A 22,269-nucleotide genomic window follows, 5' to 3' on the forward strand; every position below is an offset into this window, starting at 1 on the left:
CCTCAGCGCCTGAACTTGTAGCCGAAGCCGCGAACCGTCTCGATCCGGTCCCGTCCCAGCTTCCTGCGCAGCCGCTGCACACACAGGTCCACGACGCGGCTGTCGCCGTCCCAGCCGTACTCCCAGACGTTGCGCAGCAGGGTATGCCGTTCCAGCACCAGGCCCGGGTGAGCGGCGAACTCCAGGAGCAGTTTCAGCTCGGTCGGGGTCAGCGCCACCGGGCTTCCGGCGATGAACACCTCCATGCCTCCGGTGTCGATGGTCAGGTCCCCGAAGACCAGCACCTCGCCCCCGGCCGACGGCCCCTCCACCGCGGCGCGCTCGGGCCCCGGGGCGGCCGCGTAGGTCGCCCGCCGCAGCAGCGAGCGAATGCGAGCCACCAGCACATAGGTGTCCACGGGCTTGACCACGTAGTCGTCCGCGCCGGCCTCCAGACCGGCGACGACATCGAGCCCGTCGCCACGCGCGGACATCATCAGAACGGGCACCAGACTGGTCTCCCGGATCCTGCGGCAGAGGCCGATGCCGTCCAGCCCGGGCAGCATCACATCCAGGATCAGCAGGTCGAAGTCCTCGTCCCGGAAGAGCTCAAGACCCTCCAGCCCGTCGGCCGCGGCCCTCATCTCATAGCCGTAGCGCTCAAGGGCGACGGTGAAGGACCGGCGCATCAGGTCGTCGTCCTCCACCAGCAGCACACGGACAGGGCGCGAGAGGGCCCCAGCCGGGGCGGACGAGGACACGGGCGGGTGACTCCTGTTCGGACGGTCCGGGTGAGACGGCGGTCGCGGTGGCACTCGCGAGTTCACATACGCCCGGCGACCCGAACGGAACGATACGGCAGGCAGCGAGTGCGGCAAACGAGCCGACGGCGGATGCGCGGTAACCGTCCGGCAACCTCCGCCGCCGGTCAATGCCCAGGTCAGGCCGGGTTCAGGGGCCCGGATTGCCGTGTGCCGCGGGGCGCTTCGGCTCCTGTGTGCCTGCCTTCGCCGCGGGCCGACGCGCCTCTTCGATGGGCAACCAAGCGCTCCCTGATACGCGCCGGATACAAACTTGCCGAACGACACGCTGCCCCGGGATCAGAGAGGGCCCGGCCCGGCCGTTCCCTGGGCGCGGCGCACGGCGACCCGTCGCGGGGAGGGCCGGGCGGCCTCCTTGACGTTCGGGCGGTGGATGGTGGGCCAGTGGGCGGCAGCGAGCACCGAGCCACCCGCCACGGCGCGAAGGCCGACCGAGGCGCCGCGTGGTAGAGCAGCAGCAGGGCAAGGGGAACCACCGCCGCGCCGCCGAACCGGAAGGCGGGGACCGCGGAAGTGCGCCGCCCCGGTTGCCCGGCACCTCGCGGACGGTGAGGTTCTGCAGCGAAACATCGAGCATCGATTGACGTGCTCCCTGGCCTGAAGGCCAGGGATTCCGGCCTGGGCCGGCTGACTCCTGGCGGAGCGCGAACCGGCGCTGCCGGTACCGCCATCCGGCGTCGATCAGGCTGCCATGCCAGGCCACCGCGTCCTTTTCCAGGCACTCCTGATGGCTGGTCCAGTGGCGCGGGATGGCCCGGGCAGTGAGCAGGATGCGGCAGGCACGTTCCAGGAGGATCGCGCACATGACCGCATGGGCCAGGTCGCGGCCGACCGCCACCAGACCGTGGCCCGGCATCAGGCAGGCCCGCGTCACGGAGGCCGGTCGCGAGCGCGCCACCCAGTGCCGGGGTGCGGACCAGGTTGTCGGTGCTGGTGCCAGTGACGGCCACAGGACACAGCCGCCCCGCGCCCCAAGGGGCCTCCCCGTGATCGCCGAGCTCGCCTTGACACCGGCGTCACCCGGACGTACACGAGGAGACATGGGTCGGCGCGAGCCGACGGAGCGGGCGGGGCCGCGCGTCGGCAACGGTATGACCACCAACCCGCACGCGGAGCACGAGGAACTGCTGGCGGCGGCCGTGGGCAAGGCCGTCCAGGAGACCGGCGCACAGTCCGGAAGTGTTTTCCTCCGCTCCGTGGACCGTCGGTCCATCGTGCTGGCCGCCACCTGCGGCACCCCGCCCTCCCTGCTCGGCAGGTGGCGGCTGATCCCGGTGAACAGCCCCATTCCGGTGGCGGTGGCCTACCGGTCCGGCCGCACGGTCCACCTGGCCGACGCCGACGAGACGATGCGCCGCTACCCCCAGCTCGCGGTGGCCCTGCCGTACGCCTTCGGTTCGGCATCGGTGCCGGTGCGGGCGGGGCCGGAGCGCCTGGGGGCGCTGGCGGTGGTGTGGGCGGCGGCGCCGGGGCACCCGGGGCTCTCCAGAGCCCGGCTCCGCCACCTGCGGACCATCGCCAACCGGCTCGGCTCCGCCCTCCGGTGCCACGGCGACAGCGTCGAATGCGGCACCGGCACCGTGCCCGTCGAGGTTTCGGCGCCGCCCGCCCGGGCGGTGCGGGTGGGGCTGTTCGACTGGCAGCTCGACACGGGTGCCGTCGTGGCCGACGACGAGCTGTGCGCGATCTTCGGGTTCGCGCCCGACGCCTTCGACGGCCGGGCCGACACCCTGGCCTCCCGGCTCCACCCCGGTGACCGGGCCGCGCTGCGGGCCGCCGCGCGGGCAGCCGCCACGGACGGCCGGGTCCTCGCCCGGCAGCTGCGCATCCGGGCCGGCGAGGGGTACCGCGACGTGGAGCTCTGGGGCCGCGTACCGGAGACCCCGGGACGGGAGGCACGGGCCCACCTGGTCGGCGGCGTGCTGGACGCCGGAGCCGGTACGACGGCGGTCACCGCCGTGGAGCGGCTCCGGGACGGGCTGTTCTCCCTCGACCCGGACGGGCGGACCACCTACGCCAATCGCAGCCTGGAGCGGCTGCTGGGCGTACCCGGCGGGGAGCTGGCCGGCCGCTGTCCGTGGGAGGTCCTGCCCTGGCTGTCGGATCCGGCCTTCGAGGACCGGCACCGGGCTGCGATGGTCTCGCAGCAGCCCACCGCCTTCCTGGCCCGCCGACCGCCGGACCAATGGCTCGCCTTCTCCCTCCACCCCGACGCCCAAGGGGTGACCGGCAGGGTTGTGCCCACGCAGCCACCGCAACCGCCGGCGGGCCAGGCCGGACCCGCCGTGGCCTTCGGTCAGCAGACCGGCCCAGGGCCCGCCGGAAACCGGTCCGCGCCCCCGGCGGCGGGAGCGCCGCCGGAGGACGGAGCCGCACCGGCCCGCCTGGGTGCCATCTACCACGTCCTTCAGCTAGGCAGCGCGCTGACCGAGGCGGTCACCACCGGCGAGGTGTGCGAGGTCGTCGCCCATCAGCTCTTGCCGGCCTTCGGCGGGCAGCATCTGGCCATCCATGTGATCGACGAGGGCCGGCTCCATCTGCTCTTCCATACCGGTCACCGAGGGCTCCTGCCGCACGGGCCGGAGGGTGAGCCCCTCGATGCCCCGCTGCCCGGGCCTCAGGTGCTGGTCTCCGGGGTACCGCGGTTCATCGAGTCGGGACAGGAACTCACCGGCGGCGGTCCGGCGGGCCCGGTGACGGATGCCGGTGCCTGGGCCTGCCTGCCACTGATCGCGTCCAACCGCCCCGTGGGCACCTGTGTCCTCGGCTTCGACGAGCCCCAGCGCTTCACCGCCGAGGTCCGCAGCAGCCTGACCGCGCTGGGGGGACTGATCGCCCAGGCACTGGAGCGGGCCCGTCTCTACGACACCAAGTCGGCTCTCGCCCACGGGCTGCAGAACGCACTCCTGCCTCATCGGCTGCCCGAGCTGCCCGGCATCCGCATCACCGGCCGCTATCTGCCCGGCACCAGTGGGATGAACATCGGCGGTGACTGGTACGACGTCATCCCCACCACGGACGGAGTCGCCCTGGTCATCGGGGATGTGGAGGGCCATAGCGTCGCCGCCGCCGGCACCATGGGCCAACTGCGCAGCGCGGTGAAGGCGTTCGCCACGGCCGGCCACTCCCCCGGTGCCGTCCTGGCCGGAACCAACCGGCTGCTCACCGATCTTGACCCCGGGCTGCTCGCCAGCTGCTGCTACATCCGCATCGAGCCGGACACCGACCGGGCGCTCGCGGTCAGCGCCGGGCACTGTCCGCCACTGCTGCGCCACCCCGAGGGCACTGCCGAGGTCCTGGACCTGGCGAGCGGCCCGCTCCTCGGCGTGGACGACGGCAGCACCTACCCGGAGACCGGGGTGGACCTGCCGCCGGGTTCGATCCTCGCCCTCTACACCGACGGCCTGGTGGAGGAACGCGGCTGCGACATCGGTCTGGGCATCGACCGGCTGCGGGCCTCCCTGGCCCACGCCCCGGCCGGGAGTCTGGAGGAGCTCGCCGACCGCCTGCTGGGCAGGGCCCGGAGCTCACCGCTCCGCTCCGATGACACCGCCCTGCTGCTCACCCGTTACCGGTGAGCCGAGTTCGGGCCGCCATCGGCGCCTGGCTGAGCAAGCGGGCTGAAGCCGTAACACCATGGTGTCCCGCCGGACCGGGCCGGTCTCGCTCGTGCGGTACGGTCCAGCGGAGGCGGCCCTGGCCGACAGGAGCCGGGCCGCAGCGCGACTTCTCACACACTCGATGCCCGCCTTCCGGCTGACGCCCGGCTCGGACACCTCGACAGACGTGGCGACGCTGCTGCGGGACGTGATGCTGCCGATCCGGGGGGGGCGCCTGCGGAGCTGATCGCCGAGTTCGCCGGCCGGGCGAGCCGGGGCAGACGGCCGACCGCCGCACGGATGTGCCGCATCCGGTCGGGACGGCCCGCCTCGTACCGGGGCGGGGCATGGGCTCTGCGCGCGGCAGGGAAGCCGACCGGGTAACCCAACACGCCGGGGACTTCCGTGAGTTCGGCGAGGCATGGCGCGACGAGCTCACCGTCCCCGCGGCACAGGACCCCTCGCCGCTACGGCCGGCGGTCGCCCGGAGGACGAAGGTGCCGGGGGCGGCGTCCCACTGCCGCCGTTGCCCTCCGGCGCACGGGGCATCGCCACGTGGTCGAAGGCGAGCGTCACCGGCGCCATGGACCGGTGGCGGGCCCGGCTGCGCCCTGGCCGGACTACCGGCCGCGCCGGGTGCCGGTGCACCGGCGCGACGCCCGGGGCAGGGAGCGGCCCGCGGCCGCCGCCACGGGGATGTCCCCGCGCAGTTCCACTTCGATGTCGGTGTCGGGCCGGGTCTGCATGCTGCTCACGGTGTCCTCCTCGGATCTGCCGTCAGCCTCCGCCCGGCCGCGGCTTGTCGCGAAGGGCCGAACGGATACCCGTGCGGCCCGTTCGGGCCCCGTGTCACCAACCGCCACCGGGCCCGGTGGCGGCACGGCAGGGCCACCCGGCCCATGGAGCGGCGGGCCCAACGGACGGTGTGATGACAGCCGACCCATCAGCGACCGAGGAGGCCCCCATGCGCCCACCCGCCCCGGAACCGGTTCGCTCGGCCGACGTGCCCCGCGCTGCCGGACGGGATCCGCGCGGTGACGCTCGACATCGATTCCGTCCTCACCGACCTGTCCCAAGTCCAGGCGGCCACGTGGGCCTTGGCTCTCGACGGATTTCTGACCGGGCGGCAACAGGACAGCCGGCTGGGGGCATTCGATCCGCACACGGACCTCCACCGGCTCGTCGATGGCGTCCGGACCCCGTGGGCGGTGAGCGCTCTCCTCCAGGAGCGCGGCGTCGATTTCCCCGATGCCCGCACCGCGCAGCGCACCGGGAGGGAGCTCGCCCGGCGTCAACAGACCGTGCTCGACCGCTAGTTGCACCGGCACGGTGTGGGCATCCGGCGCGGTGCCCCGGAGCTGCTGCACGACCTGCGTGGCCGGGGCATCGCCGTGGCCGCCGTTTCCGCCACCGCACGGGCCGGGCGGCTGCTGGACACCGGGCGGCTGGTGCGCCTGGTCGATGTGGTGCTCGACGGCGGCGACCGCCACCGGCTGCGGCTGCCGCCGAGGCCGGACCCCGCGCTGCTGCTCAGGGCGGCGCGGATGCTCCGCGCCCATCCGGAGGAGACCGCCGCCGTGGATGGCTCGCCGAACGGCATCGCCGCCGCCCGGCAGGGCGGCTTCCGCCGGGTCGTCGGCCTCGCCGCTCCCGGCCACCCTGGCGCCCTCACCCGCCTGTTCCACCACGGCGCCGATTACGTCATCCATGACCCCGGCGAACTGCTCGGCGCCGTACGCCCGGTGCCGACGGCCGCCTGACGCTCTCCGCCCGCCTCATTCCCGGAGGGAGACCAATGACCGACACCCGCGACACCTCGTTCAACGGCCAGGTGGTGGGCTTCGACGGCTCCGCCCACGCGGTCCGTACGGAGGCGGTCCCCGAGAGCCCGGTGTGGGCGCTGCTGGAGGCGAGCCGGGAGGCCGATGTCATGGTGGTGGCCCCTCACCGGCGCACCCGGGCACTGGGGCTCCAACTCGGTCCGGTCGTCCACGCCTTGCTCCACCACGCGCAATGCCCGGTCGTCCTCGTCCCGATGGCGTGAGCGTGGTGCAACCGCAGGCCCCGCGCCATGTGCGGCACACGGAAGGGGATCCATGGGTGCCAGAACCCCGGGCGGGACGCCCGTCGCCCCGCCCAACTCTCCAGTTCTTAAGGTCCGTTCAGCGATCACCAGCATCCTCGACGGCACCGAACGCATCACCAAAACATCCCTCGAGGCCATCCAGCTCGACCATCTCGCGGAAACCCACCACCACACCACACGGGGCCGCCAACCCGACCACGCTGACCAGGCACAACACCCCTGACCAGCGTGAATACGGACAGTGCCATTAGACGCAGAAACCATACGCAACAAAACCCGGCACTTTCAACGAAACTGACACAACCCCAGGCCAGGACCCCTACCACCCCGCCCCAAAACACCACAGACCGTTCTCACTCAGTCTGCGACACCCCAGCTCACACCTACCCCCACACCTCAACCCACACCCCACCAGCGTTAGGAGCCGTCAGCAGCCGGCAGGGCCGTGGCGGCGCGGAAGGCCGCCACGGTCACCGGGCCGGGTTCGTCGAAGCCCGCCGTGCCCTCAGGGCCGGAGTCCGTGCAACGTCCCGTTCCGGGGCTGCCTGAGCGCTTCCCAGGCCGAATGGTGCCTGACTGACCGTCACATAGAACTCGTGCAGCCGCTTGCGACAGCCAGCGAAGACAGCCCGGTGGCCGCCGCATGCAGCTCACCGGCGAGCACACAAGCCGCAGTCAGAGCGACACTCGTACTCCGACCGGTGAGCGGGAAACAGGCCAGGACTGCTCCGGCTACTCCTCCATGGCGCTCAAGCTGCCCAAGCCCGGCCCCAACGCCGTGGCCCTGAAGAACGACGACTGGACGGCCCCGATCACCATGTCCGCGCTCAACCAGGGCGACCTGGTCATCAAGGCCAACAGCGACTCCTCCATGGTCCGCCATGTCGTGATCTTCGACCACTGGGCGGACGCCGGCCACACCAAGTACAACGTCTCCACTGCCCGGTCACTTCACCGCCGGTTCCTCCCCGAGCCCCCTCAGCCCACCGCCCTCTTCGGGAGGGCGCTGATGAGCTGTTCGTCGGCTGCGGTCAGCTCCTTCAGGGCGTAGGCGGTCGGTCACATCGCGCCGTCGTCGAGTGCCGCCTGGTCGCTGAAGCCGAGCGTGGCGTACCGCGTCTTGAACTTCTCCGCGCTCTGGAAGTGGCAGACGACCTTGCCGTCCCTGGCGTACGCGGGCATCCCGTACCAGAGTTTGGGCGCGAGGCCGGGAGCGGTGGTCCTGACGATCTCATGGATCCGCTCGGCGAGGGCCCGGTCTGTTTCCGGCATCTCGGCTATTTTCGCCAGCACGTCCTGCTCCGCCGCCGCCTCCCTCTCCCGCCTTCGACGCACCGCGCCACGCTGCCGTCTTCTTCTGTTCGCGTGCGTGCTCCTTCATCACGGCCCGCTCCTCGTCGGTGAATCCCCCGTACTTCTCGCTGGGCGACTTCGTGGACGGCACTACCTTCGCCTCCCAGTGCTACGTCAACGGCGATTCGGGCACCCGGGTGGACCTGGGGGTCCTGAAGGACGGCAACCAGGTGGAGGACTTCCATGCCGTCACCTCCCAGGCCCAACTCGCCCAGTTCATTGCCGACCTGCGGCGAACCGCTGACGAACTGGAGCAGTGGTACGACCGGCTGCCTGCCTAACCACGATGCCTCAGGACGTCGGTCCGATAAAGCCCTCGTAGTCTCGAGCGGTTTCCGGGCCACGCAGCGAGAGCGGCGGGCTAACAGCCCGCGCAGATAGGCGGCGTGGAAAGCCTCGGCATCAAGGTGGGCACAGGCCCGAGTGAATATTGAGTTGCGACGCTCTGTGACCGTTGGCGAGACCTGTGCGCATCCTTCGTTTCAGGTCGCCTGCGTGGCCAGCCTGCGCAGGGCCCGCACGGCAGGTGATCCGGGGTCGGCCGTCATCAGGACAACTTCCTGGTCATCCTCGGGCACGAGCAGGACGTCGCAGTTCAACCGCAGCGCGCCGGCCTCCGGATGGTCCACGGTCTTGATGCGGTGCCCGGGAGCGTGGACCGGACGCGCCTCCCAGATCTGCCGGAACTCCTCACTGCCGGCGTGCAGTTCGGCCAGCAGCGCGGCCAGCTGCGGGTCATGCGGGTAGCGGTCCGCGGCCCGGCGCAGCCGCGCCACTACGATGTGCCCGAATTCCTCGGCGCTGGAGCACCCGTACAACCGCCCCCGGGCCAGGAAGCGGCTTCGGGCCAGGTTCGTCGTTCCGACTCCGAGGTCGGCGCCGAGCAGTGCCCGGCCCAGGGGGTTCCAGGCGACAACGTCGTACGCCGCGTCAGTGACGATGGCACCGGTCTCCGGCAGCCGCTCCAGCATCCGGGCCACGTGCGGGCGCACCCGCCGCACGGCGCTGATGCCAGGCGGCGCGCTCGAACCCGCCAGGCGGAACAGATGGCTGCGCTCGGCCGGCGTGAGCCGCAGCGCGCGGGCCAGTGCGTCCAGGATCCGGGCCGATGGCCGCGGCCCCCGGGCCTGCTCCAGCCGCGTGTAGTAGTCGACCGACATATGGGCGAGCTCCGCCACCTCTTCGCGGCGCAGACCCGGTGTGCGGCGGTCGGTGCCCGTCGTCGCCAGGCCGATCTCGTGCGGACGCAGGGCCGCCCGGCGGTCCCGTAAGTAGTGGGCCAGTTCCTGCCGCGCCATATCGCCTCCTCTCACTACCTGGTACAGGCTGTCCCTGGCAGGGCACCCACGACCGGGGAAGTGTGGTTGCCATGAACGAACGCACAGCTCTGGTTACCGGTGCCAACAAGGGCATCGGCAAGCATATCGCCCGGCTGCTCGCCGCCGAGGGCCTCACCGTGTACGTGGGCTCCCGTGACCCCGGGCGCGGGCAGCGGGCCGTCGAGGAGATCGGAGCCGGGGCCCGTCTGCTGGTCCTCGACGTGACAGATCCCGACGGCGTCGCACAGGCAGCGGCTCAGATGGACCGCTTGGATGTGCTGGTCAACAACGCCGGCATCTCGCCGTCACTCGCCCCGCCGGCCGACACCGGCATCGAGGAGTACCGGCGCACATACGAGACCAATGTGTTCGGGGTAGTGGCGGTGACCAATGCGTTCCTGCCCGCCCTGCGCCGGTCCCCGCACCCGCGCATAGTCAACATCTCCAGCGGCACGGCGTCGCTGACCTGGAGCACCACCCCCAACCCCCAGTTCACCCCGGTAGGCGGCGCCGCCGCCTACCGGTCGTCCAAGGCCGCCCTCAACGCCCTCACCGTCCTCTACGCCCAGACGCTGGCCGAGGACGGTTTCAAGGTCAACGCGCTCGCCCCCGGCCTGCGGGCCACCGATCTCAACCCCCGGGCCGCCGCTGCCGGCGGCGACCCGGCCGAGGCCGCGCAGGGTGCCCTGCGCCTGGCCCTGTTGCCGGACGACGGCCCCACCGGTGGCTTCTTCTCCTGGGACGGAACGCCCGTGCCCTGGTGATCAGTCGGCGTCCAGGTGCACGGCGATGTCGTCGGGTAACGGCCCCAGGTCGTTCAGACGGTCCAGGGTCGGGGCGAGCAACGGGGAGTCGTGGCGGTTGGCACCGCGCACGGCACTCGTGTGCCGGGCATCGCGCTCACCGGAGCCGACGGCATTTCTCGGCGCCTGCAGCCCCACATGCAGAAAACCGACAGAAAGCAGATCTTCGGTGTCTTCGTATCTCTTACCCAACCCGCCCCTTACGCGCCTGCCGGACCGGTCGCGGGCGGCGGCTCAGGAGTCCGCCCCGACGACGCCGGCGGAGTGCGCCGGCGTTCACCTGCTGCCCGTCGCCTCGCTGGTGGACGCCGACTCGCCGCGCCTGGGAGGGCTGAACCAGGACCACGTCGACGTTCTCGCGCAGGGCGACATCGAGCCGATACTGGTGCATCGGGACACCCGGCGCGTGGTCGACGGGATGCATCGTCTCCAGGCCGCCCGGCTGCGCGGCGAGAAGACGATCCCGGTCCGGTATCTGGAAGGGCCGGCCAGTGAGGTGTTCATCCACTCCGTGGCGGCCAACATCAGCCACGGTCTGCCACTGACCCTCAAGGACAGAAAGGCCGCGGCCCGGCGGATCCTGACCGAGCACCCGGATCTGTCGGACCGGGCGATCGCGCGCATCACCCGGCTGTCCCCCAAGACCGTGGGCGCCGTCCGCCGCGCTTCAAGTGAGGAACTTCCACAGTCGAAGGTCCGGGTCGGGGCGGACGGCCGTTCTCGTCCGCTGGACGCGGCGCAACGCCGGGAGGCCGCCCGCGCGTTCCTCGCCGAGCACCCCACCGCCACGCTCCAGGAGACGGCCACCGCGGCAGGGGTGTCGATCAGCACGGCGTGCGAGATCCGGCAGCGGATGCGGCACGGCGAGCAGGAGTCCAGGGCGCCGGACCGGAACACCGCCCGCGCAGCACGGGAGCCGTCCCTCGCGGGCGGCGCGGGCGATCCGGCGAGCAGCCGGGGCGCGGGAAGCGACCGGGCCCGGCCCATCGAGACCCTGGCGAAGGACCCGTCCCTCAAATTAACCCAGTCCGGGCGCGCGTTGCTGCGCTGGCTTCACGAGCGGGAGCCCGATCTGGAAGCGGGACGGCAGCTGCTGGCCTCCGTGCCACCCCACTGCGCTGTCGCCGTCGCAGACCTGGCCAACCACTACGCCCAGCAGTGGCAGCGGTTCGCCAGCGCTCTGGACCAGGCAGTCGATGACGCGGACGAACACGAGAGCGCGGCGCAGCCGGGACGCTCGGGGCGGTGAGCGGGCCGCCCCGTCCGGCTCAACCCGAAAGGCCTTGTGCCATCCGGCTTCTGAACAGCAGCGGCGGAGTTTCGAATCCCTTTCTTGACCGCGGATCAGAAGCCGTCCAATGATGGGACGCAGTTCGGCGGCAGCAGTGCCGGATATCGGCAGGAAAGCCGAACGACGAGAAGACGAGTTACGTCACGTCATTCAGATGGCCGGCCCTCGGACTGGGGCAGCAGAGTTATTCGACCGAGCGCTAGAAAACACCTGGAGTTCAGGATGGACCAAGCGGGGGTTCGAGTGGAGACGACCGTGGCCGACGCGGAGGCGAGCGCGGACGTGGCTGTGGTCGGCGCGGGGCCGGCGGGTCTGTACACCGCCTGCTGCGCGGGCTTCCGAGGGCTTTCCAGCGTGCTGGTCGACGCGCTGCCCGAGCCGGGCGGACAGGTCGCGGCCCTGTACCCGGAGAAGAGGATCTACGACGTCGCCGGCCATCCCGCCGTGCGGGGCCGGGAACTCATCGACGGCCTGATCGCTCAGGTGGAGCCGTTCCGTCCGCGTTTCCTGCTCGGCCGGACGGCGACCTCCCTGGTGCCGGAGGAGGGCAGGGGCTGGGCGATACGCCTGGAGGACGGCGGGCTGGTGCGCGCCGGAGCCGTCGTGATCGCGGCGGGACTCGGCCGTTCGGTCCCACGCTCCCTGCCCTGCCTGAGGCCCTATCAGGGGCGAGGCGTGACCCACCACGTGCGCCATCTCGACGAGCACCGGGGCCGTGACGTGGTGATCGTGGGCGGCGGCGGCAGCGCGGTCGACTGGGCCCTCGCCCTCGCCCCGATCGCGCGGTCCGTCACGGTCGTCCACCGGCGCTCGGCCTTCCGCGCCCACGAGCACAGCGTCAAGCAGATGTACGCGTCCGGTGTTCGCGTGCTGACCGACGCGCAGGTGATGGCCTGTCAAGGAACCGAACGCCTCGAAGAAGTGTGGGTCCGGACCGAGGAGCAGGAATGGAAAATACCCGCGCAGGTTCTCGTGGGAGCACTGGGATTCATCACGAACCTCGGTCCGATCGCCGATTGGGGACTCCGGATGAGTAATCGCCTTGTTCTGGTCGACGGAGCGATGCAGACGAATACGCCGGGGGTGTACGCGGTCGGTGACATCTGCCATTACGAGGGCCGTGTCCCGCTCATATCGGTGGCTTTCGGCGAGGCGGCGACCGCGGCGAACCACGCGGCGGTCGAACTGCGCCCCGGGTCGCGCCTCGCGCCGGAGCACTCCACCGACCTCGACGCCATTCCCCTGTCATGAACCTGAAGAAGTTGACCGTCCTTCCGGCAGGAACCGAAATCCTGCTGCCGGCGGGATCCCCCCTCACCGAAGTCGAGTACGAGACGCCGCAGCGGCCCATCCCCTTCGGATGCCGCTCCGGATCGTGCGGCGCGTGCGTCATCGAGGTGCTCGAGGGCCTTGGCTCCCTCGGCGAACCCGACCACGACGAACTCGACTTCCTGGAAGACCTCGGCCGCACCGGCGGCACCCACCGCCTTGCCTGCCAGTGCCGGCTGCGGGGCGACGCGACCGTTCGCGTCGCCGACGACATCTGAAACCGCTCGCACCAAGAGTCCGAGTGTCCGTGCGTCCAACCGAAAGGTGAACCATGCCCAACCGTGTGACCAACGTCGGCTACGGGAACCGTACCCCCTTCCTCAGCAGCACCGCATCGGCGGAGCTGCGCGCCGAGATCGACGCGCAGCTCGACCAGCAGGTCCTCGAGTGGTACGCCAACGTCCCCGAGGCCGCCCACCTCGAGGGCAGGAACGTCGACTCCGAGTACTACAAGCGGAACCTGATCGAAACCGCCTGGCGCATCCGGATGCTGCGCGTCTCCGAGGCCAAGGCACTGGTGGAGATCGCCAAGATCAGCCCCGAGGCGGCGCAGGTCTGGGCCAACTACGAGCAGGAGGAGATGCTCCACGACGAACTGTTCATCGCCGACCTGGAGAAGGCGGGCGTGTCCCGCGAGCAGTTCCTGGCCACCGAGCCCTACCTGTCGACCAAGCTGCTCACCGGCTACTTCTCCTACCTCCTGGACCACGAGGGCCCGCTCGGCGTGGTGGCGTACTCCTACCTCGTCGAGTACGTGAACGTGAAGCTGGAGCCCAGGAAATTGGAGGCGCTGAAGAAGTCGGTCGGCGAGTCCAACATCGGCGGCCAGATCAACCACTCGCACACCGACATCAACGACGACCACCCCGGCGAGGTGTGGGCGGCCGTCCGGCACCTGCTGCGCAGCCAGGACGACATCGACGCGTTCAAGCGCTACCTCCGCGAGCACCAGCAGATCCTGGCGCAGTACTTCGAGGAGCTCTACCTGGACACCATCGCCAGGGCCGAGAAACAGCCGGCCTGAGATCCGTCCCCAGCGGGGGCGCGGCGTGTCCGCGCCGCGCCCCCGCCTGCCGGTAAGGAGGCCGGAATGAGCACCGAAAACGCCACAGGAGTGCTGCTGCTCAGCCATGTCGGGTTCTCGTTCATGGAGGACCTCCTCGGCACGGTCACGGCGCGGGGGCTGAAGGGCTATGTGCTCAGCTCGTTGCCGGAACCGCAGCACCAGGCATCCCGGCCGGCGGCGCTGGCCGACCTCGCCGACGACGTGCGGGTGAGCACCGGGCACGTCCTGACGGCCCGCGACGTCGAGGACTACCTCGACCGGCTCCAGGCGGCGGGTGCGGCGGTGCAGTGCTGCCTCACCGTCTGGGAGGGCTACCGGCATCTGATGGCGCTGGCCAACGCCCGTCTGGGGGTGCCGGACCTGGACGAGAAGCGGGTCGCGGAACTGCGGGACAAGCTGACGCTGCGAAATCGGCTCGCCGACGCCGGACTCAGCCGCGCCCGGGCGTGCGCCCTCACTCCCCAGACGCTCGCCGAACGCCAACGCGAGGGCGGCCGCTACTTCGTGAAGCCGGTCAGCGGCATCGCCTCATTCGGAACGTTTCCCCTCACGGCCGGCACGACCTGGACCGACGTGGAACGCATCGCCGCCGAGGCCCGGTCCGACACGGTCTACTCCAGCGCCTTCGCCGTCCAGCCCGGCGCCGGCAGCCCCGTGGATCCGGGCCCGCACACGCACCCGGCCGCAGAGGAGGACGTGGGTGCAGGAGCCGGCCCGGCTCACGGACGTGCCGGCGGGATGGAGTTCCTGGTCGAGGACTACGTGCCGGGGCGCGAGTTCAGCTTCGAGGTGATCGTCGTCGACGCCGAGCCCCATGTCGTGGCGGTGCACGAGAAGTGCCAGGTCACGGAGACGGCGGGGACCGTGCTGGAGAACGCCTGTGTCAGCCCGCCCACCAGTCTGTCGCAGGAGGAGATCGCCGCCGGGATCCGCTGGGTGACGAGCGTGCTGGACGTCCTCGACCTCGACTGGGGCTGTTTCCATGTCGAGGCCCGGCACGCCGCGTCCGACTGGGATCTGATCGAGGTCAACCCGCGGGTGGGCGGCAGCCTGATCTCGCCCAGTGTGGCGGCGCTGACCGGCGGCCCCGGCCTGCTCGACCTCTGGCTGGACTCCCTGCTCGCCGCCGGCCGCCCGGCCGACTTCGGCGAGACGCTGAAAAACCTGTCGTTCACGGCGGACGGCACGGCGCCGGGCCGCAACGTGACGTTCTTCCGGGTCTTCTTCGCCGACCCCGGAACCATCCGCGCGGTGGAGCTGAACGACGATCTCCCCCTGCAGCCGGTCATGTCGCAGATCCTGCTCGAGCCCGGCGACGTCGTGCACTCGTCCTCGCGCGAAGTGTTCCTCGGCCAGGTGCTCTGGCGCATGGACCGAGCGGACCGCGACGCGGTCCTCCCTCGGCTGCTGCCCGCCTCCGAGCACGCCATCGAGATCGTGTACGAAAGGGAGCGCGGATGACCAGGCCGATCCTCCTCATCGTCGACTACAACCTCAGCCGCGTCGACGAGGTCCGCCACCTGCGCGACCACGCGCGCGAACACCACGGCGCGACAGTGATCCTCATCCGCGCCGACCCCAGGGAGGCAGACCGCTCCATCGCCGACGAGGTGATCGACCTCGATCCCCTGCGCGACGACTTCGCCGAGATGGGCGAGAAGCTGCTCGGCGACCGGCGTGAGCGGATCAAGGCGGGCATCGTCTTCTCCGACAACGCCGTACGCAGCGGGGCCGAACTGCTGGAACGGCTGGGGATCCCGGTCGACTCCTCGCGGCTGGCCCAGGGCGCGTTCTCCAAGTACCGCTACCGCCTCGGCGAGGCGCGCGTGGCCGACCTGCTGGAGACGCAACGGATCATGGTGCCCGCGTTCGCCGAGATCGCCTCACTCGACCAGTTGAAGCGATTCGCCCGCGAGCATCCCCGGGGCATCGTCGTCAAGCCCGCGGCGGAGGGCAACAACCGGGGCGTCGTCGTGGTGCGGCCGGGCGACGACCTCACGGCGGTGTTCGCCGAGGTCCTTCCGTATCTGGAAGGCGGGGTGATCTGCGAGGAGTTCATTCCGTACCGGAGGGAGTACTCCTTCGACGGACTGGGTTCGCTGGCGTTCCTCACCGAGAAGATCAGCGCGCCCGGCCGGTACCCCGTCGAGATCGCCCAGGTCCTGCCCGCCCGGGTGGCCGCCCACGAGCGCGCGACGCTGGAACGGGCGGGACGGCAGGCGAATTTGCTCGTCGGGCAGTGTGACGGGCCCTTCCACAACGAGATCAAGCTGAGCGACGACGGGCTGCGCGCCGCGGTGGTGGAGCCCAACCGGCGACCGGGCGGAATGAAGATCTGGTCACTGGCCCGCTGGGTCTACGGCATCGATCTGCACCACCTCTGGGTCGACACGGCCTTCGGCACGGCCGCGGGCGCGCCGGAACTTGTGCCCGAGTGCTCGGCGGCGACGGTGCTGCTCGGCGTCGCCACCGACCGCTCGTTCTCCCCGGACGACGTCATATCCGGCACGGACCCGTTCGCGGACGCCGTCCAGGTGACCGCGGAACGCCTCGGCCTGGCCGAGGGGGAACTGGCCGCCGCGGAGTTCTCCTGGCTGTCGAGCGAGCGCCGCGACCTGCATGCCGTCGCCCGCGACAACGCGGACTTCGCGGCACAGGGCTGCGTCGTCCTGCGCGGCGGGCGCGGCGACATCGGCACCGTCGTCCACGCACTGCGCGAGGCCTGGTCGGACGCCCTGGACCGAGCCCTCCGCTCCCCCGCTTCCCTCAGGAAGGCCTGATGAAGATCCTCATTCTGCACCGCGTGCCCTACTTCAAGATCGAATACCACCGGGGCATCTCCCACGACCGGCACGAGGTCACCTACTTCGGGACCGACCAGGCGCTGGCCACCCTGCCGCCGCACCTGCGCTGCGAGCGGGTGAGCCGTCCGGGTCTGCGCTCGGCTTTCGAGGAGGCGCGGGACTGGCTGGCACACCGGCCCCGCGACTTCGACCGGATCATCTCGGTATCGGAGTACGAGCTGCTCGACGCCGCCCTGCTGCGCGAGTACCTGGGCGTGCCGGGCGCGCCGGCCGGCCAGGTGGCCTTGGCCCGGGACAAGGTCCTGATGAAGCAGGCGGTCGAGGACGCGGGTCTGCGCGTGCCCCGCTTCCTCGCGTTGCCACGCTTCCTCGACCTGGACGGCCGGATCCCCTGGCATGGCAGGACCGTACTGAAGCCGCATCGCGGCGCGTCGAGCGAGGACGTCCTCGTCTTCGACACACCCCGGCAGGCCGCCGCGGCCATCACCGAGGGCCGCACCGGCATATCCCGGCTCGACACCGGGAGGGACCTGGCGGACTTCGAGGTGGAGGAGTTCGTCTCCGGGCGGATCAGGCACTTCGACGGCCTGGTGCAGGGCGGGGAGGTCCTGGTCCTCAGTGTGAGTGAATACGTCGGCACCTGCCTGGAGTACGCCCAGGGCAGGCCGCTGGGGTCGTTCCAGCTCGCGCTGTCCGAGGAGGAGCGCGTCTGGGTGTCCCGCGCCCTGGCGGCGGTGCGTGTCGAGGACGGCAGTTTCCATCTGGAGGCGATCGCGCACCGGGGAGAGCTGGTCTTCCTGGAGGTCGGCAACCGGGTGGGGGGCGCCGACGTGGTGGCGACCGTCGAGCTGGCCACCGGTGTGCACCTGCCCTCGTACGAACTGCGCGCTCTGCTCGGCGAGCGGGTCGCCGGGACGCTCCCCCAACCGCCTGCCGACCGGCGCCTGTACGGCTGGTTCGTCTGCCCGGGCCACCACCTGGCCGGACGGGAGTTCCAGGGGCTCGAGGGGACGGCGGCGTTCCGCGACGACCCGTCCGTGGTCGCCTGGAACGAACTGCCGCCGGGCTCACCCCTGCCCGGCCACATCACCTACCAGGCCGGCGAGACGGTACTCGCCGGGATCGTCGCGAGCGGCACCCCCGAGGGCGGTCGGCGCTGGATCACCGACCTGTTCGCCTCGCTCTCGGTCCGCACGGGCCCGGCCGTTCGCACGCCGTCGGAGCAGGTGCCGGCATGAGGACTGAGCACACGCCGAGCGCGCCGGCCGTCACCGGCGCCGAGCCGCCGTCACCGGTCCGGTTCCGCTCATGACGGCGCTGAACGATCTCGCGGATCAGTACGTGGACGAGCTGGCCGCACTGGACCCCTGCCTCGCCGCGGCGATGGGCATCGCCGGTCAGGAGACCCGGCTGACCGACTTCGGCCCCGAGGCGGTGCAGGAGCGGGCGGCGTCGGCGCGTCGCATGCTGAAGGCGGTAGACGACACGCCGGTGGCCGGGGATGCGGAGCGCGTCGCGGCGGCGGTGCTGCGCGAACGGCTCGCCACGCAGGTGGCGCTGGCCGACACCGGTGCCTACGGCACGCTGCTGGACACCCTCGACGGGCCCATCCAGCGTGTGCGGCAGGCGGTGGGTCTGCTGGATCAGGGCCGCGACACCGCGTGGGAGGTGTTGCTGGCGCGGCTGTCGGCCGTCCCGGAGGCGCTGGCGGGACTGCGGGAGAGCCTGGAGGTGGCGCGGCGTGGCGGCCGGGTCGCACCGTACCGTCAGGTGATCCGTAACGCCCAGGAGTGCCGTGACATGCGGCAGTACCTGGCGGGATTGCCCGCCGGGCACGGCGACGGTGTGCTGCGGGACGCGCTGGAGCAGGCCGCGGCGGCCGCGAACCGCTCGCTGACACGGATGGCGGCGTATCTGTCGCGGGAGCTCGCGGCGCAGGCGCCGACGCTGGACGCGGTGGGCGAGGAGCGCTACCACCTCGGCGTGCGGGAGTTCCTCGGAACCCGGCTGGACCTGCGGGAGACCTACGCCTGGGGCTGGGAGGAACTCGGCCGGATACAGCGGGACATGACGGTGACGGCGGCGCGGATCGCGCCCGGCGAACCGGTGCCGGCCGTGCTGGCGGCCCTGGACAGCGACCCCCGCCACCAGATGACGGACAGGGCGCAGTTCCGCGACTGGCTCCAGGAACTCGCCAACGCCACCATCGCCGACCTCGACGGGACGCACTTCGCCATCCCCGAGCCCCTGCGACGGATCGACTGCCGCATCGGCCCCTCCGACGGGCCCGCCTTCTATCTGGCGCCCAGCGAGGACCTGTCGCGTCCCGGCACGGTCTGGTGGACCCGGCCCGAGCCGGGCACGCCGATCCGGACATGGACCGTGCCGAGCACCATGTTCCACGAGGGCGTCCCGGGCCACCACTTGCAGCTGGGCGTGACGACGCTCAATACCTCAGGACTCAACCGGTTCCAGCGGCTGTCGTGCGAACTGCACCCCGGACACGTCGAGGGGTGGGGCCTGTACGCAGAGCGTCTGATGGACGAACTCGGATACCTCGCCAATCCGGCCCACCGGCTGGGGATGCTGGCCACGGGGCAACTGCTGCGCGCCGCACGGGTCGTCCTGGACATCGGGCTGCACCTGCGGCTGCCCATCCCCGCGGGCACCAGGTTCCACGACGGAGAGCGCTGGACGCCGGAGTTGGGCCGGGCGTTCCTCACGGAGCACTGCGGGCTCGGTCCAGCGAGGTTCGTCGAGTTCGAGATCGACCGGTATCTGGGCCGCCCCGGACAGGCCCTCGCCTACAAGCTGGGAGAGAAGGTGTGGCTGGAGGCACGGGAGGCCGCCCGGCGTCGCGACGGCGCCGCCTTCGACCTCAAGCGGTTCCACCACCACGCGCTGAACCTCGGGCCGATGGGCCTGGACCTGCTGCGCGCGGAACTGACGGGCCCGGCCGCGCCCGCTGACCAGGCGGGGACAGGACGGACACGAGCGGAGCGCACCCCACGGTGAGAAAGCGAGCGATCGGATGATCACGGCCGTAGGACATGCCGACCTGACCTCGACCACACGGGATCTGGTGCGGGCCGCATTACGCGAGCGCATGCGGGCCCTGCCGCCCGACGCGACGGCGCTGGTACGCGCCGGCGCCGGACTGCCGCTGCTGTTCGGGCGGGTGGTGCACGAGCTGGGGCAGCGCCTGGTGGTCCTGCTCCCGGAACGCGGCGATGCCCTCGCCGGCGCTCCCTTCCCCGACCAGCAGGCGCACCGGGAGTTGCTGGCCCTGGCCGAGCAGATCCGGATGCTTCCCCTCGACCCGCGGGACCGGGACGCCTGTGTGAGCGCGGACGAACGGCTGGTCAGCGGCTGCTGCCGGCTGCTGGCCGTCTGGGACGGTTCACCGTCCAGCGGGCAGGACGCCACCGCCCACATGGTCGCCTACGCCCGTGCCCGCGGTATCGCCGTCGAGGTCGTCTGGCCTGCGGGGGCCGCCCGTGAACCGGCCGGACGCGGCGCGCCGCTGTGCGTGCCCGAGCACAGCCGCTGACCGTCCCGTGGGCCGTCACCTCACCGGCGCCGTTCGCCGCCGACCTTCTGCACGTGAGTGGTGTCGGCGTCGATGACGGCACCGTCGGCGCCGGTCGGCTGGATCTCCGGCACACGGGCGCCGTGCTGGTCGGCCAGTGTGGAGTGCGGCTCGCCGGGTTCGAAGGCGTGGCGTTCTCCCCACTGGCGCAGCGTGAGGAGGACGGGGAAGAGGTCGCGGCCGGCGCTGGTGAGGACGTACTGCAGGCGGCGGCCCGAGGGCGCAGTCTGCTGGGTCAGGACTCCGTGAGCGGTCAGCTTGCGCAGGCGGTCGGTGAGGATGTTGCGGGCGATGCCGGTCCGTCGCTGGAAGTCGGTGAAGGACCGTGCCCCGTCCATCGCGTCCCGGACGACCAGGAGGCTCCACCAGTCACCGACGAGGTCGAGCGTGCGGGCCACCGGACAGTCGGGGTCGGTCCAGGCAGGGCTCGGAGTGCCCGTGGTGGGGCTCGGCATGACACCTCCCCTTTTGGTTTCACCTTGCTACTCATTCCTTAGGAGTGCGATGGACGTCTGGCGACGCTTACTCCTCGCGACCGTGTGCGGTGTCGCGGTGGCGAGCATCTACGCCGCGCAAACAGTGCTGCCGCCCATGGGAGACAGCCTCGGGGTGTCGGCACAGCACGCCGGGTGGATCGTTGCGACCGGCCAGTTCGGCTACCTGGCCGGACTGGTGCTGCTGGTGCCGCTCGGCGACGTGGTCGCCAACAGGCGCCGGCTCATCGCGGTCCACATGGCCATCACCGCGGCGGGCCTGTTCCTGACGGCTGCGGCTTCGGCCGCGTGGACGGTCTTCGCCGGGCTCGCGCTGGCCGGAATGTTCGCGGTCGTGGTGCAGACCACGGTGGCCTACGCCGCGTCGGTGTCACCGCCCGCCGAACGCGGACGCAACATCGGCGTCGTGACGTCCGGCGTGATGGTGGGCATCCTGGGCGCGCGGTTCGTCACCGGCGTGCTGGCGCAGGTGTGGGGCTGGCGCAGCATGTACGCCGTGCTCGGTGTGCTCGCGCTCGCCCTCGCCCCCCTCGTCCTGCGCGCGCTGCCGCCCGAAGCCAGCTCTCGCCGGCCCGCCGGCTACCGACAGGCCGTCGTGTCGTTCGGCGGACTGTTCCGGCAGCGTCTCTTCCTGACCCGCGGTCTCATCGCGTTCTTCCTGTTCGCGTCATTCGACACCCTGTGGAGTGGCCTGTCCCTGCCGCTGGCGAACGCACCGTGGCATCTGAGCGAAAGCCAGATCGGCATGTTCGGCATCGCCGGACTCGCCGGCGCACTGGGCGCGGCACGCGCGGGACGGTGGGCGGACGCGGGACGGGCGATCCCGATCAGCGGACTCGCGCTGACTCTGCTCACCGTCTCCTGGGCCGCCACCGCGCAGTTGACCTGGTCCCTGTGGCTGCTCGTCATCGGCATCGTGGTGCTCGACTTCGCGGTCCAGGTCGTGCACGTGAGCAACCAGCACCTGCTCACCACCGCGCATCCGGACCGCACCAGCAGCGTCATCGGCGGCTACATGGTCTTCTACTCCCTCGGCTCCGCCCTCGGCGCAGCCGCCACCACCTCCGTCTTCAGCTCCCACGGCTGGGGCACCTCCAGTCTCCTCGGGGCCGGATTCGCGGCCTGCGCGCTGATCGTCTGGGCAACCGACGCACGCCGGCGCTCCGCGACGTCGGCGACCGGTTCCCAGGCGGCGCAGGCGCACCGTGGCGAGCGGGAGGAGCAGACGAGCGAGCGGGAGCAGGTCGGCCCGGTGGCGGACCGCTCCAGGGTTTCCTGAAACCGCCCGGCTCGATCCCGGCAGCGGGCCGGCCGTCATCACCCCCGGCCCGGATGGCGCGCTGTGGTTCACCGAAGTCGTGGTCGGGTGCGGGCTCAGGGAGCGCGTCAGTCTCCTGGTCGGGGAACGGGCGTTGACGTCCCGTCGGCGGTGAAGCGTTCAGGCTGCCCGGCAGGCGTTCCGGACGGCGTCTTCGGCGCCAGGCGGCAGCGGCCAGGGGGGCGTCGTCGGCTCAGGATGTCCTGGTCACCGGCCGGTTTTGGGGCGTGCGGTCCACCCTGGCGGTGGTGTGGCGGCGTCGGAATGCCGAGCGGCGGACGTCCGGCGGACATCTGGCGTCGCCTCCTCCTTCTGCCCGCCGATGGCAGGCGGCGGTTGGGGCTGGTTTGTCTGCGCGGTGCGGGCAGAGCATGGGCAGCGGGGCTTTGGCGATTCCGTCGGATGTCCGGCGCTCGGT

General features: G+C 71.4%; 23 protein-coding genes and 2 pseudogenes. 18 read left to right on the top strand and 7 right to left on the bottom strand.

Features of this window, described 5'->3' with window-relative positions:
• Window positions 1-2 precede the first annotated feature (2 nt).
• Window positions 3-740: a two-component system response regulator CseB gene (cseB, locus tag CV755_RS33520; protein WP_164503335.1), complete on the bottom strand. Its 738-nt coding sequence runs from the start codon at window positions 738-740 to the stop codon at window positions 3-5.
• Between the two features lie 190 nt (window positions 741-930).
• Window positions 931-1,842: a class II aldolase/adducin family protein gene (locus CV755_RS33525; RefSeq protein WP_109284840.1), complete on the bottom strand. Its 912-nt coding sequence runs from the start codon at window positions 1,840-1,842 to the stop codon at window positions 931-933.
• On the opposite strand from CV755_RS33525, the gene CV755_RS33530 reads away from it, so the two are divergent.
• Window positions 1,841-4,378, top strand: coding sequence for a SpoIIE family protein phosphatase (locus CV755_RS33530; RefSeq protein WP_109284676.1), 2,538 nt, complete (start codon window positions 1,841-1,843; stop codon window positions 4,376-4,378). The genes CV755_RS33525 and CV755_RS33530 overlap by 2 nt on opposite strands.
• 641 nt (window positions 4,379-5,019) lie before the next feature.
• Here CV755_RS33530 and CV755_RS36850 read toward each other — a convergent pair.
• The gene (locus CV755_RS36850; protein WP_277751895.1) at window positions 5,020-5,154 is read right to left on the bottom strand and encodes a hypothetical protein; all 135 of its coding nucleotides are present in this window, start codon (window positions 5,152-5,154) and stop codon (window positions 5,020-5,022) included.
• 279 nt (window positions 5,155-5,433) lie between these two features.
• On the opposite strand from CV755_RS36850, the gene CV755_RS33540 reads away from it, so the two are divergent.
• The 5 genes from CV755_RS33540 (at window position 5,434) to CV755_RS36555 (ending at window position 7,536) form a co-directional block, all read left to right on the top strand.
• Window positions 5,434-5,715: a hypothetical protein gene (locus CV755_RS33540; protein ID WP_109284680.1), complete on the top strand. Its 282-nt coding sequence runs from the start codon at window positions 5,434-5,436 to the stop codon at window positions 5,713-5,715.
• Window positions 5,716-5,730: 15 nt separating this feature from the next.
• Window positions 5,731-6,159, top strand: a complete 429-nt coding sequence (locus tag CV755_RS33545; protein ID WP_153068798.1) for an HAD family hydrolase — start codon at window positions 5,731-5,733, stop codon at window positions 6,157-6,159.
• Window positions 6,160-6,194: 35 nt separating this feature from the next.
• Window positions 6,195-6,443, top strand: a complete 249-nt coding sequence (locus tag CV755_RS36855) for a universal stress protein (protein ID WP_109284683.1) — start codon at window positions 6,195-6,197, stop codon at window positions 6,441-6,443.
• Between the two features lie 52 nt (window positions 6,444-6,495).
• Window positions 6,496-6,708, top strand: a complete 213-nt coding sequence (locus CV755_RS35020) for a hypothetical protein (protein ID WP_109284685.1) — start codon at window positions 6,496-6,498, stop codon at window positions 6,706-6,708.
• Window positions 6,709-7,128: 420 nt separating this feature from the next.
• Window positions 7,129-7,536 carry a hypothetical protein gene (locus CV755_RS36555; protein ID WP_241561554.1) on the top strand — a complete coding sequence of 136 codons (408 nt, stop codon included), beginning with the start codon at window positions 7,129-7,131 and terminating at the stop codon, window positions 7,534-7,536.
• Here the strand turns inward: CV755_RS36555 and CV755_RS33565 are convergent.
• Window positions 7,464-7,929: pseudogene (locus tag CV755_RS33565) on the bottom strand (iron chaperone). The gene CV755_RS36555 and the pseudogene CV755_RS33565 overlap by 73 nt on opposite strands.
• Between CV755_RS33565 and CV755_RS33570 the strand changes: the two are divergent.
• Window positions 7,886-8,119, top strand: coding sequence for a hypothetical protein (locus CV755_RS33570; RefSeq protein WP_162605223.1), 234 nt, complete (start codon window positions 7,886-7,888; stop codon window positions 8,117-8,119). The pseudogene CV755_RS33565 and the gene CV755_RS33570 overlap by 44 nt on opposite strands.
• A 201-nt stretch (window positions 8,120-8,320) precedes the next feature.
• On the opposite strand, the gene CV755_RS33575 is transcribed toward CV755_RS33570, so the two are convergent.
• Window positions 8,321-9,136, bottom strand: coding sequence for a helix-turn-helix transcriptional regulator (locus CV755_RS33575; RefSeq protein WP_109284689.1), 816 nt, complete (start codon window positions 9,134-9,136; stop codon window positions 8,321-8,323).
• 71 nt (window positions 9,137-9,207) lie between these two features.
• On the opposite strand from CV755_RS33575, the gene CV755_RS33580 reads away from it, so the two are divergent.
• Entirely contained in the window at window positions 9,208-9,921 is a 714-nt protein-coding gene (locus CV755_RS33580) for an SDR family oxidoreductase (RefSeq protein ID WP_109284691.1), read from the top strand.
• Between the two features lie 6 nt (window positions 9,922-9,927).
• Here the strand turns inward: CV755_RS33580 and CV755_RS33585 are convergent.
• Window positions 9,928-10,026, bottom strand: a pseudogene (locus CV755_RS33585) (IS5/IS1182 family transposase); the annotation flags it as partial.
• Between the two features lie 103 nt (window positions 10,027-10,129).
• Here CV755_RS33585 and CV755_RS33590 point away from each other — a divergent pair.
• From CV755_RS33590 to CV755_RS33630, 9 genes are all read left to right on the top strand, one after another.
• Entirely contained in the window at window positions 10,130-11,209 is a 1,080-nt protein-coding gene (locus tag CV755_RS33590; RefSeq protein ID WP_241561555.1) for a ParB/RepB/Spo0J family partition protein, read from the top strand.
• Between the two features lie 297 nt (window positions 11,210-11,506).
• The gene (locus tag CV755_RS33595) at window positions 11,507-12,502 is read left to right on the top strand and encodes an NAD(P)/FAD-dependent oxidoreductase (protein ID WP_241561556.1); all 996 of its coding nucleotides are present in this window, start codon (window positions 11,507-11,509) and stop codon (window positions 12,500-12,502) included.
• Window positions 12,499-12,798 (top strand): 2Fe-2S iron-sulfur cluster-binding protein, encoded by a 300-nt coding sequence (locus CV755_RS33600; protein WP_109284697.1) that lies wholly within the window; start codon window positions 12,499-12,501, stop codon window positions 12,796-12,798. The genes CV755_RS33595 and CV755_RS33600 overlap by 4 nt, the downstream gene beginning before the upstream one ends.
• A 53-nt stretch (window positions 12,799-12,851) precedes the next feature.
• The gene (locus CV755_RS33605) at window positions 12,852-13,604 is read left to right on the top strand and encodes a hypothetical protein (RefSeq protein ID WP_109284699.1); all 753 of its coding nucleotides are present in this window, start codon (window positions 12,852-12,854) and stop codon (window positions 13,602-13,604) included.
• Window positions 13,605-13,670: 66 nt separating this feature from the next.
• A complete protein-coding gene (locus CV755_RS33610; RefSeq protein ID WP_241561557.1) occupies window positions 13,671-15,107 on the top strand; it encodes an ATP-grasp domain-containing protein in 1,437 nt (478 codons plus the stop codon).
• Window positions 15,104-16,426 (top strand): ATP-grasp domain-containing protein, encoded by a 1,323-nt coding sequence (locus tag CV755_RS33615; protein WP_109284701.1) that lies wholly within the window; start codon window positions 15,104-15,106, stop codon window positions 16,424-16,426. The genes CV755_RS33610 and CV755_RS33615 overlap by 4 nt, the downstream gene beginning before the upstream one ends.
• Window positions 16,426-17,688 (top strand): ATP-grasp domain-containing protein, encoded by a 1,263-nt coding sequence (locus tag CV755_RS33620; protein ID WP_109284703.1) that lies wholly within the window; start codon window positions 16,426-16,428, stop codon window positions 17,686-17,688. Before CV755_RS33615 ends, CV755_RS33620 begins: the two co-directional genes overlap by 1 nt.
• Window positions 17,689-17,758: 70 nt before the next feature.
• Window positions 17,759-19,465 (top strand): DUF885 domain-containing protein, encoded by a 1,707-nt coding sequence (locus CV755_RS33625; RefSeq protein WP_109284705.1) that lies wholly within the window; start codon window positions 17,759-17,761, stop codon window positions 19,463-19,465.
• Window positions 19,466-19,481: 16 nt separating this feature from the next.
• Window positions 19,482-20,000 carry a hypothetical protein gene (locus tag CV755_RS33630; RefSeq protein ID WP_109284707.1) on the top strand — a complete coding sequence of 173 codons (519 nt, stop codon included), beginning with the start codon at window positions 19,482-19,484 and terminating at the stop codon, window positions 19,998-20,000.
• Between the two features lie 20 nt (window positions 20,001-20,020).
• Here the strand turns inward: CV755_RS33630 and CV755_RS33635 are convergent, their stop codons facing one another.
• Window positions 20,021-20,494 (bottom strand): winged helix-turn-helix transcriptional regulator, encoded by a 474-nt coding sequence (locus CV755_RS33635; protein ID WP_109284709.1) that lies wholly within the window; start codon window positions 20,492-20,494, stop codon window positions 20,021-20,023.
• A gap of 49 nt (window positions 20,495-20,543) precedes the next feature.
• On the opposite strand from CV755_RS33635, the gene CV755_RS33640 reads away from it, so the two are divergent.
• Window positions 20,544-21,812, top strand: a complete 1,269-nt coding sequence (locus CV755_RS33640; RefSeq protein ID WP_109284711.1) for an MFS transporter — start codon at window positions 20,544-20,546, stop codon at window positions 21,810-21,812.
• Window positions 21,813-22,269: the final 457 nt, after the last annotated feature.

Origin of the sequence: Streptomyces orinoci (genome assembly GCF_003121295.1) — a bacterium.
GTDB lineage: Bacteria > Actinomycetota > Actinomycetes > Streptomycetales > Streptomycetaceae > Streptomyces > Streptomyces orinoci.

What these genes read in the sequence shown, in the direction of transcription:
- CV755_RS33530 (WP_109284676.1), top strand. Translation starts at nt 1,841, where the DNA reads ATGGGTCGGCGCGAGCCGACGGAGCGGGCGGGGCCGCGCGTCGGCAAC.
- CV755_RS33525 (WP_109284840.1), bottom strand. Translation starts at nt 1,842, where the DNA reads ATGTCTCCTCGTGTACGTCCGGGTGACGCCGGTGTCAAGGCGAGCTCG.
- CV755_RS36855 (WP_109284683.1), top strand. Translation starts at nt 6,195, where the DNA reads ATGACCGACACCCGCGACACCTCGTTCAACGGCCAGGTGGTGGGCTTC.
- CV755_RS35020 (WP_109284685.1), top strand. Translation starts at nt 6,496, where the DNA reads ATGGGTGCCAGAACCCCGGGCGGGACGCCCGTCGCCCCGCCCAACTCT.
- CV755_RS36555 (WP_241561554.1), top strand. Translation starts at nt 7,129, where the DNA reads ATGCAGCTCACCGGCGAGCACACAAGCCGCAGTCAGAGCGACACTCGT.
- CV755_RS33575 (WP_109284689.1), bottom strand. Translation starts at nt 9,136, where the DNA reads ATGGCGCGGCAGGAACTGGCCCACTACTTACGGGACCGCCGGGCGGCC.
- CV755_RS33580 (WP_109284691.1), top strand. Translation starts at nt 9,208, where the DNA reads ATGAACGAACGCACAGCTCTGGTTACCGGTGCCAACAAGGGCATCGGC.
- CV755_RS33600 (WP_109284697.1), top strand. Translation starts at nt 12,499, where the DNA reads ATGAACCTGAAGAAGTTGACCGTCCTTCCGGCAGGAACCGAAATCCTG.
- CV755_RS33605 (WP_109284699.1), top strand. Translation starts at nt 12,852, where the DNA reads ATGCCCAACCGTGTGACCAACGTCGGCTACGGGAACCGTACCCCCTTC.
- CV755_RS33610 (WP_241561557.1), top strand. Translation starts at nt 13,671, where the DNA reads ATGAGCACCGAAAACGCCACAGGAGTGCTGCTGCTCAGCCATGTCGGG.
- CV755_RS33615 (WP_109284701.1), top strand. Translation starts at nt 15,104, where the DNA reads ATGACCAGGCCGATCCTCCTCATCGTCGACTACAACCTCAGCCGCGTC.
- CV755_RS33620 (WP_109284703.1), top strand. Translation starts at nt 16,426, where the DNA reads ATGAAGATCCTCATTCTGCACCGCGTGCCCTACTTCAAGATCGAATAC.
- CV755_RS33625 (WP_109284705.1), top strand. Translation starts at nt 17,759, where the DNA reads ATGACGGCGCTGAACGATCTCGCGGATCAGTACGTGGACGAGCTGGCC.
- CV755_RS33630 (WP_109284707.1), top strand. Translation starts at nt 19,482, where the DNA reads ATGATCACGGCCGTAGGACATGCCGACCTGACCTCGACCACACGGGAT.
- CV755_RS33635 (WP_109284709.1), bottom strand. Translation starts at nt 20,494, where the DNA reads ATGCCGAGCCCCACCACGGGCACTCCGAGCCCTGCCTGGACCGACCCC.
- CV755_RS33640 (WP_109284711.1), top strand. Translation starts at nt 20,544, where the DNA reads ATGGACGTCTGGCGACGCTTACTCCTCGCGACCGTGTGCGGTGTCGCG.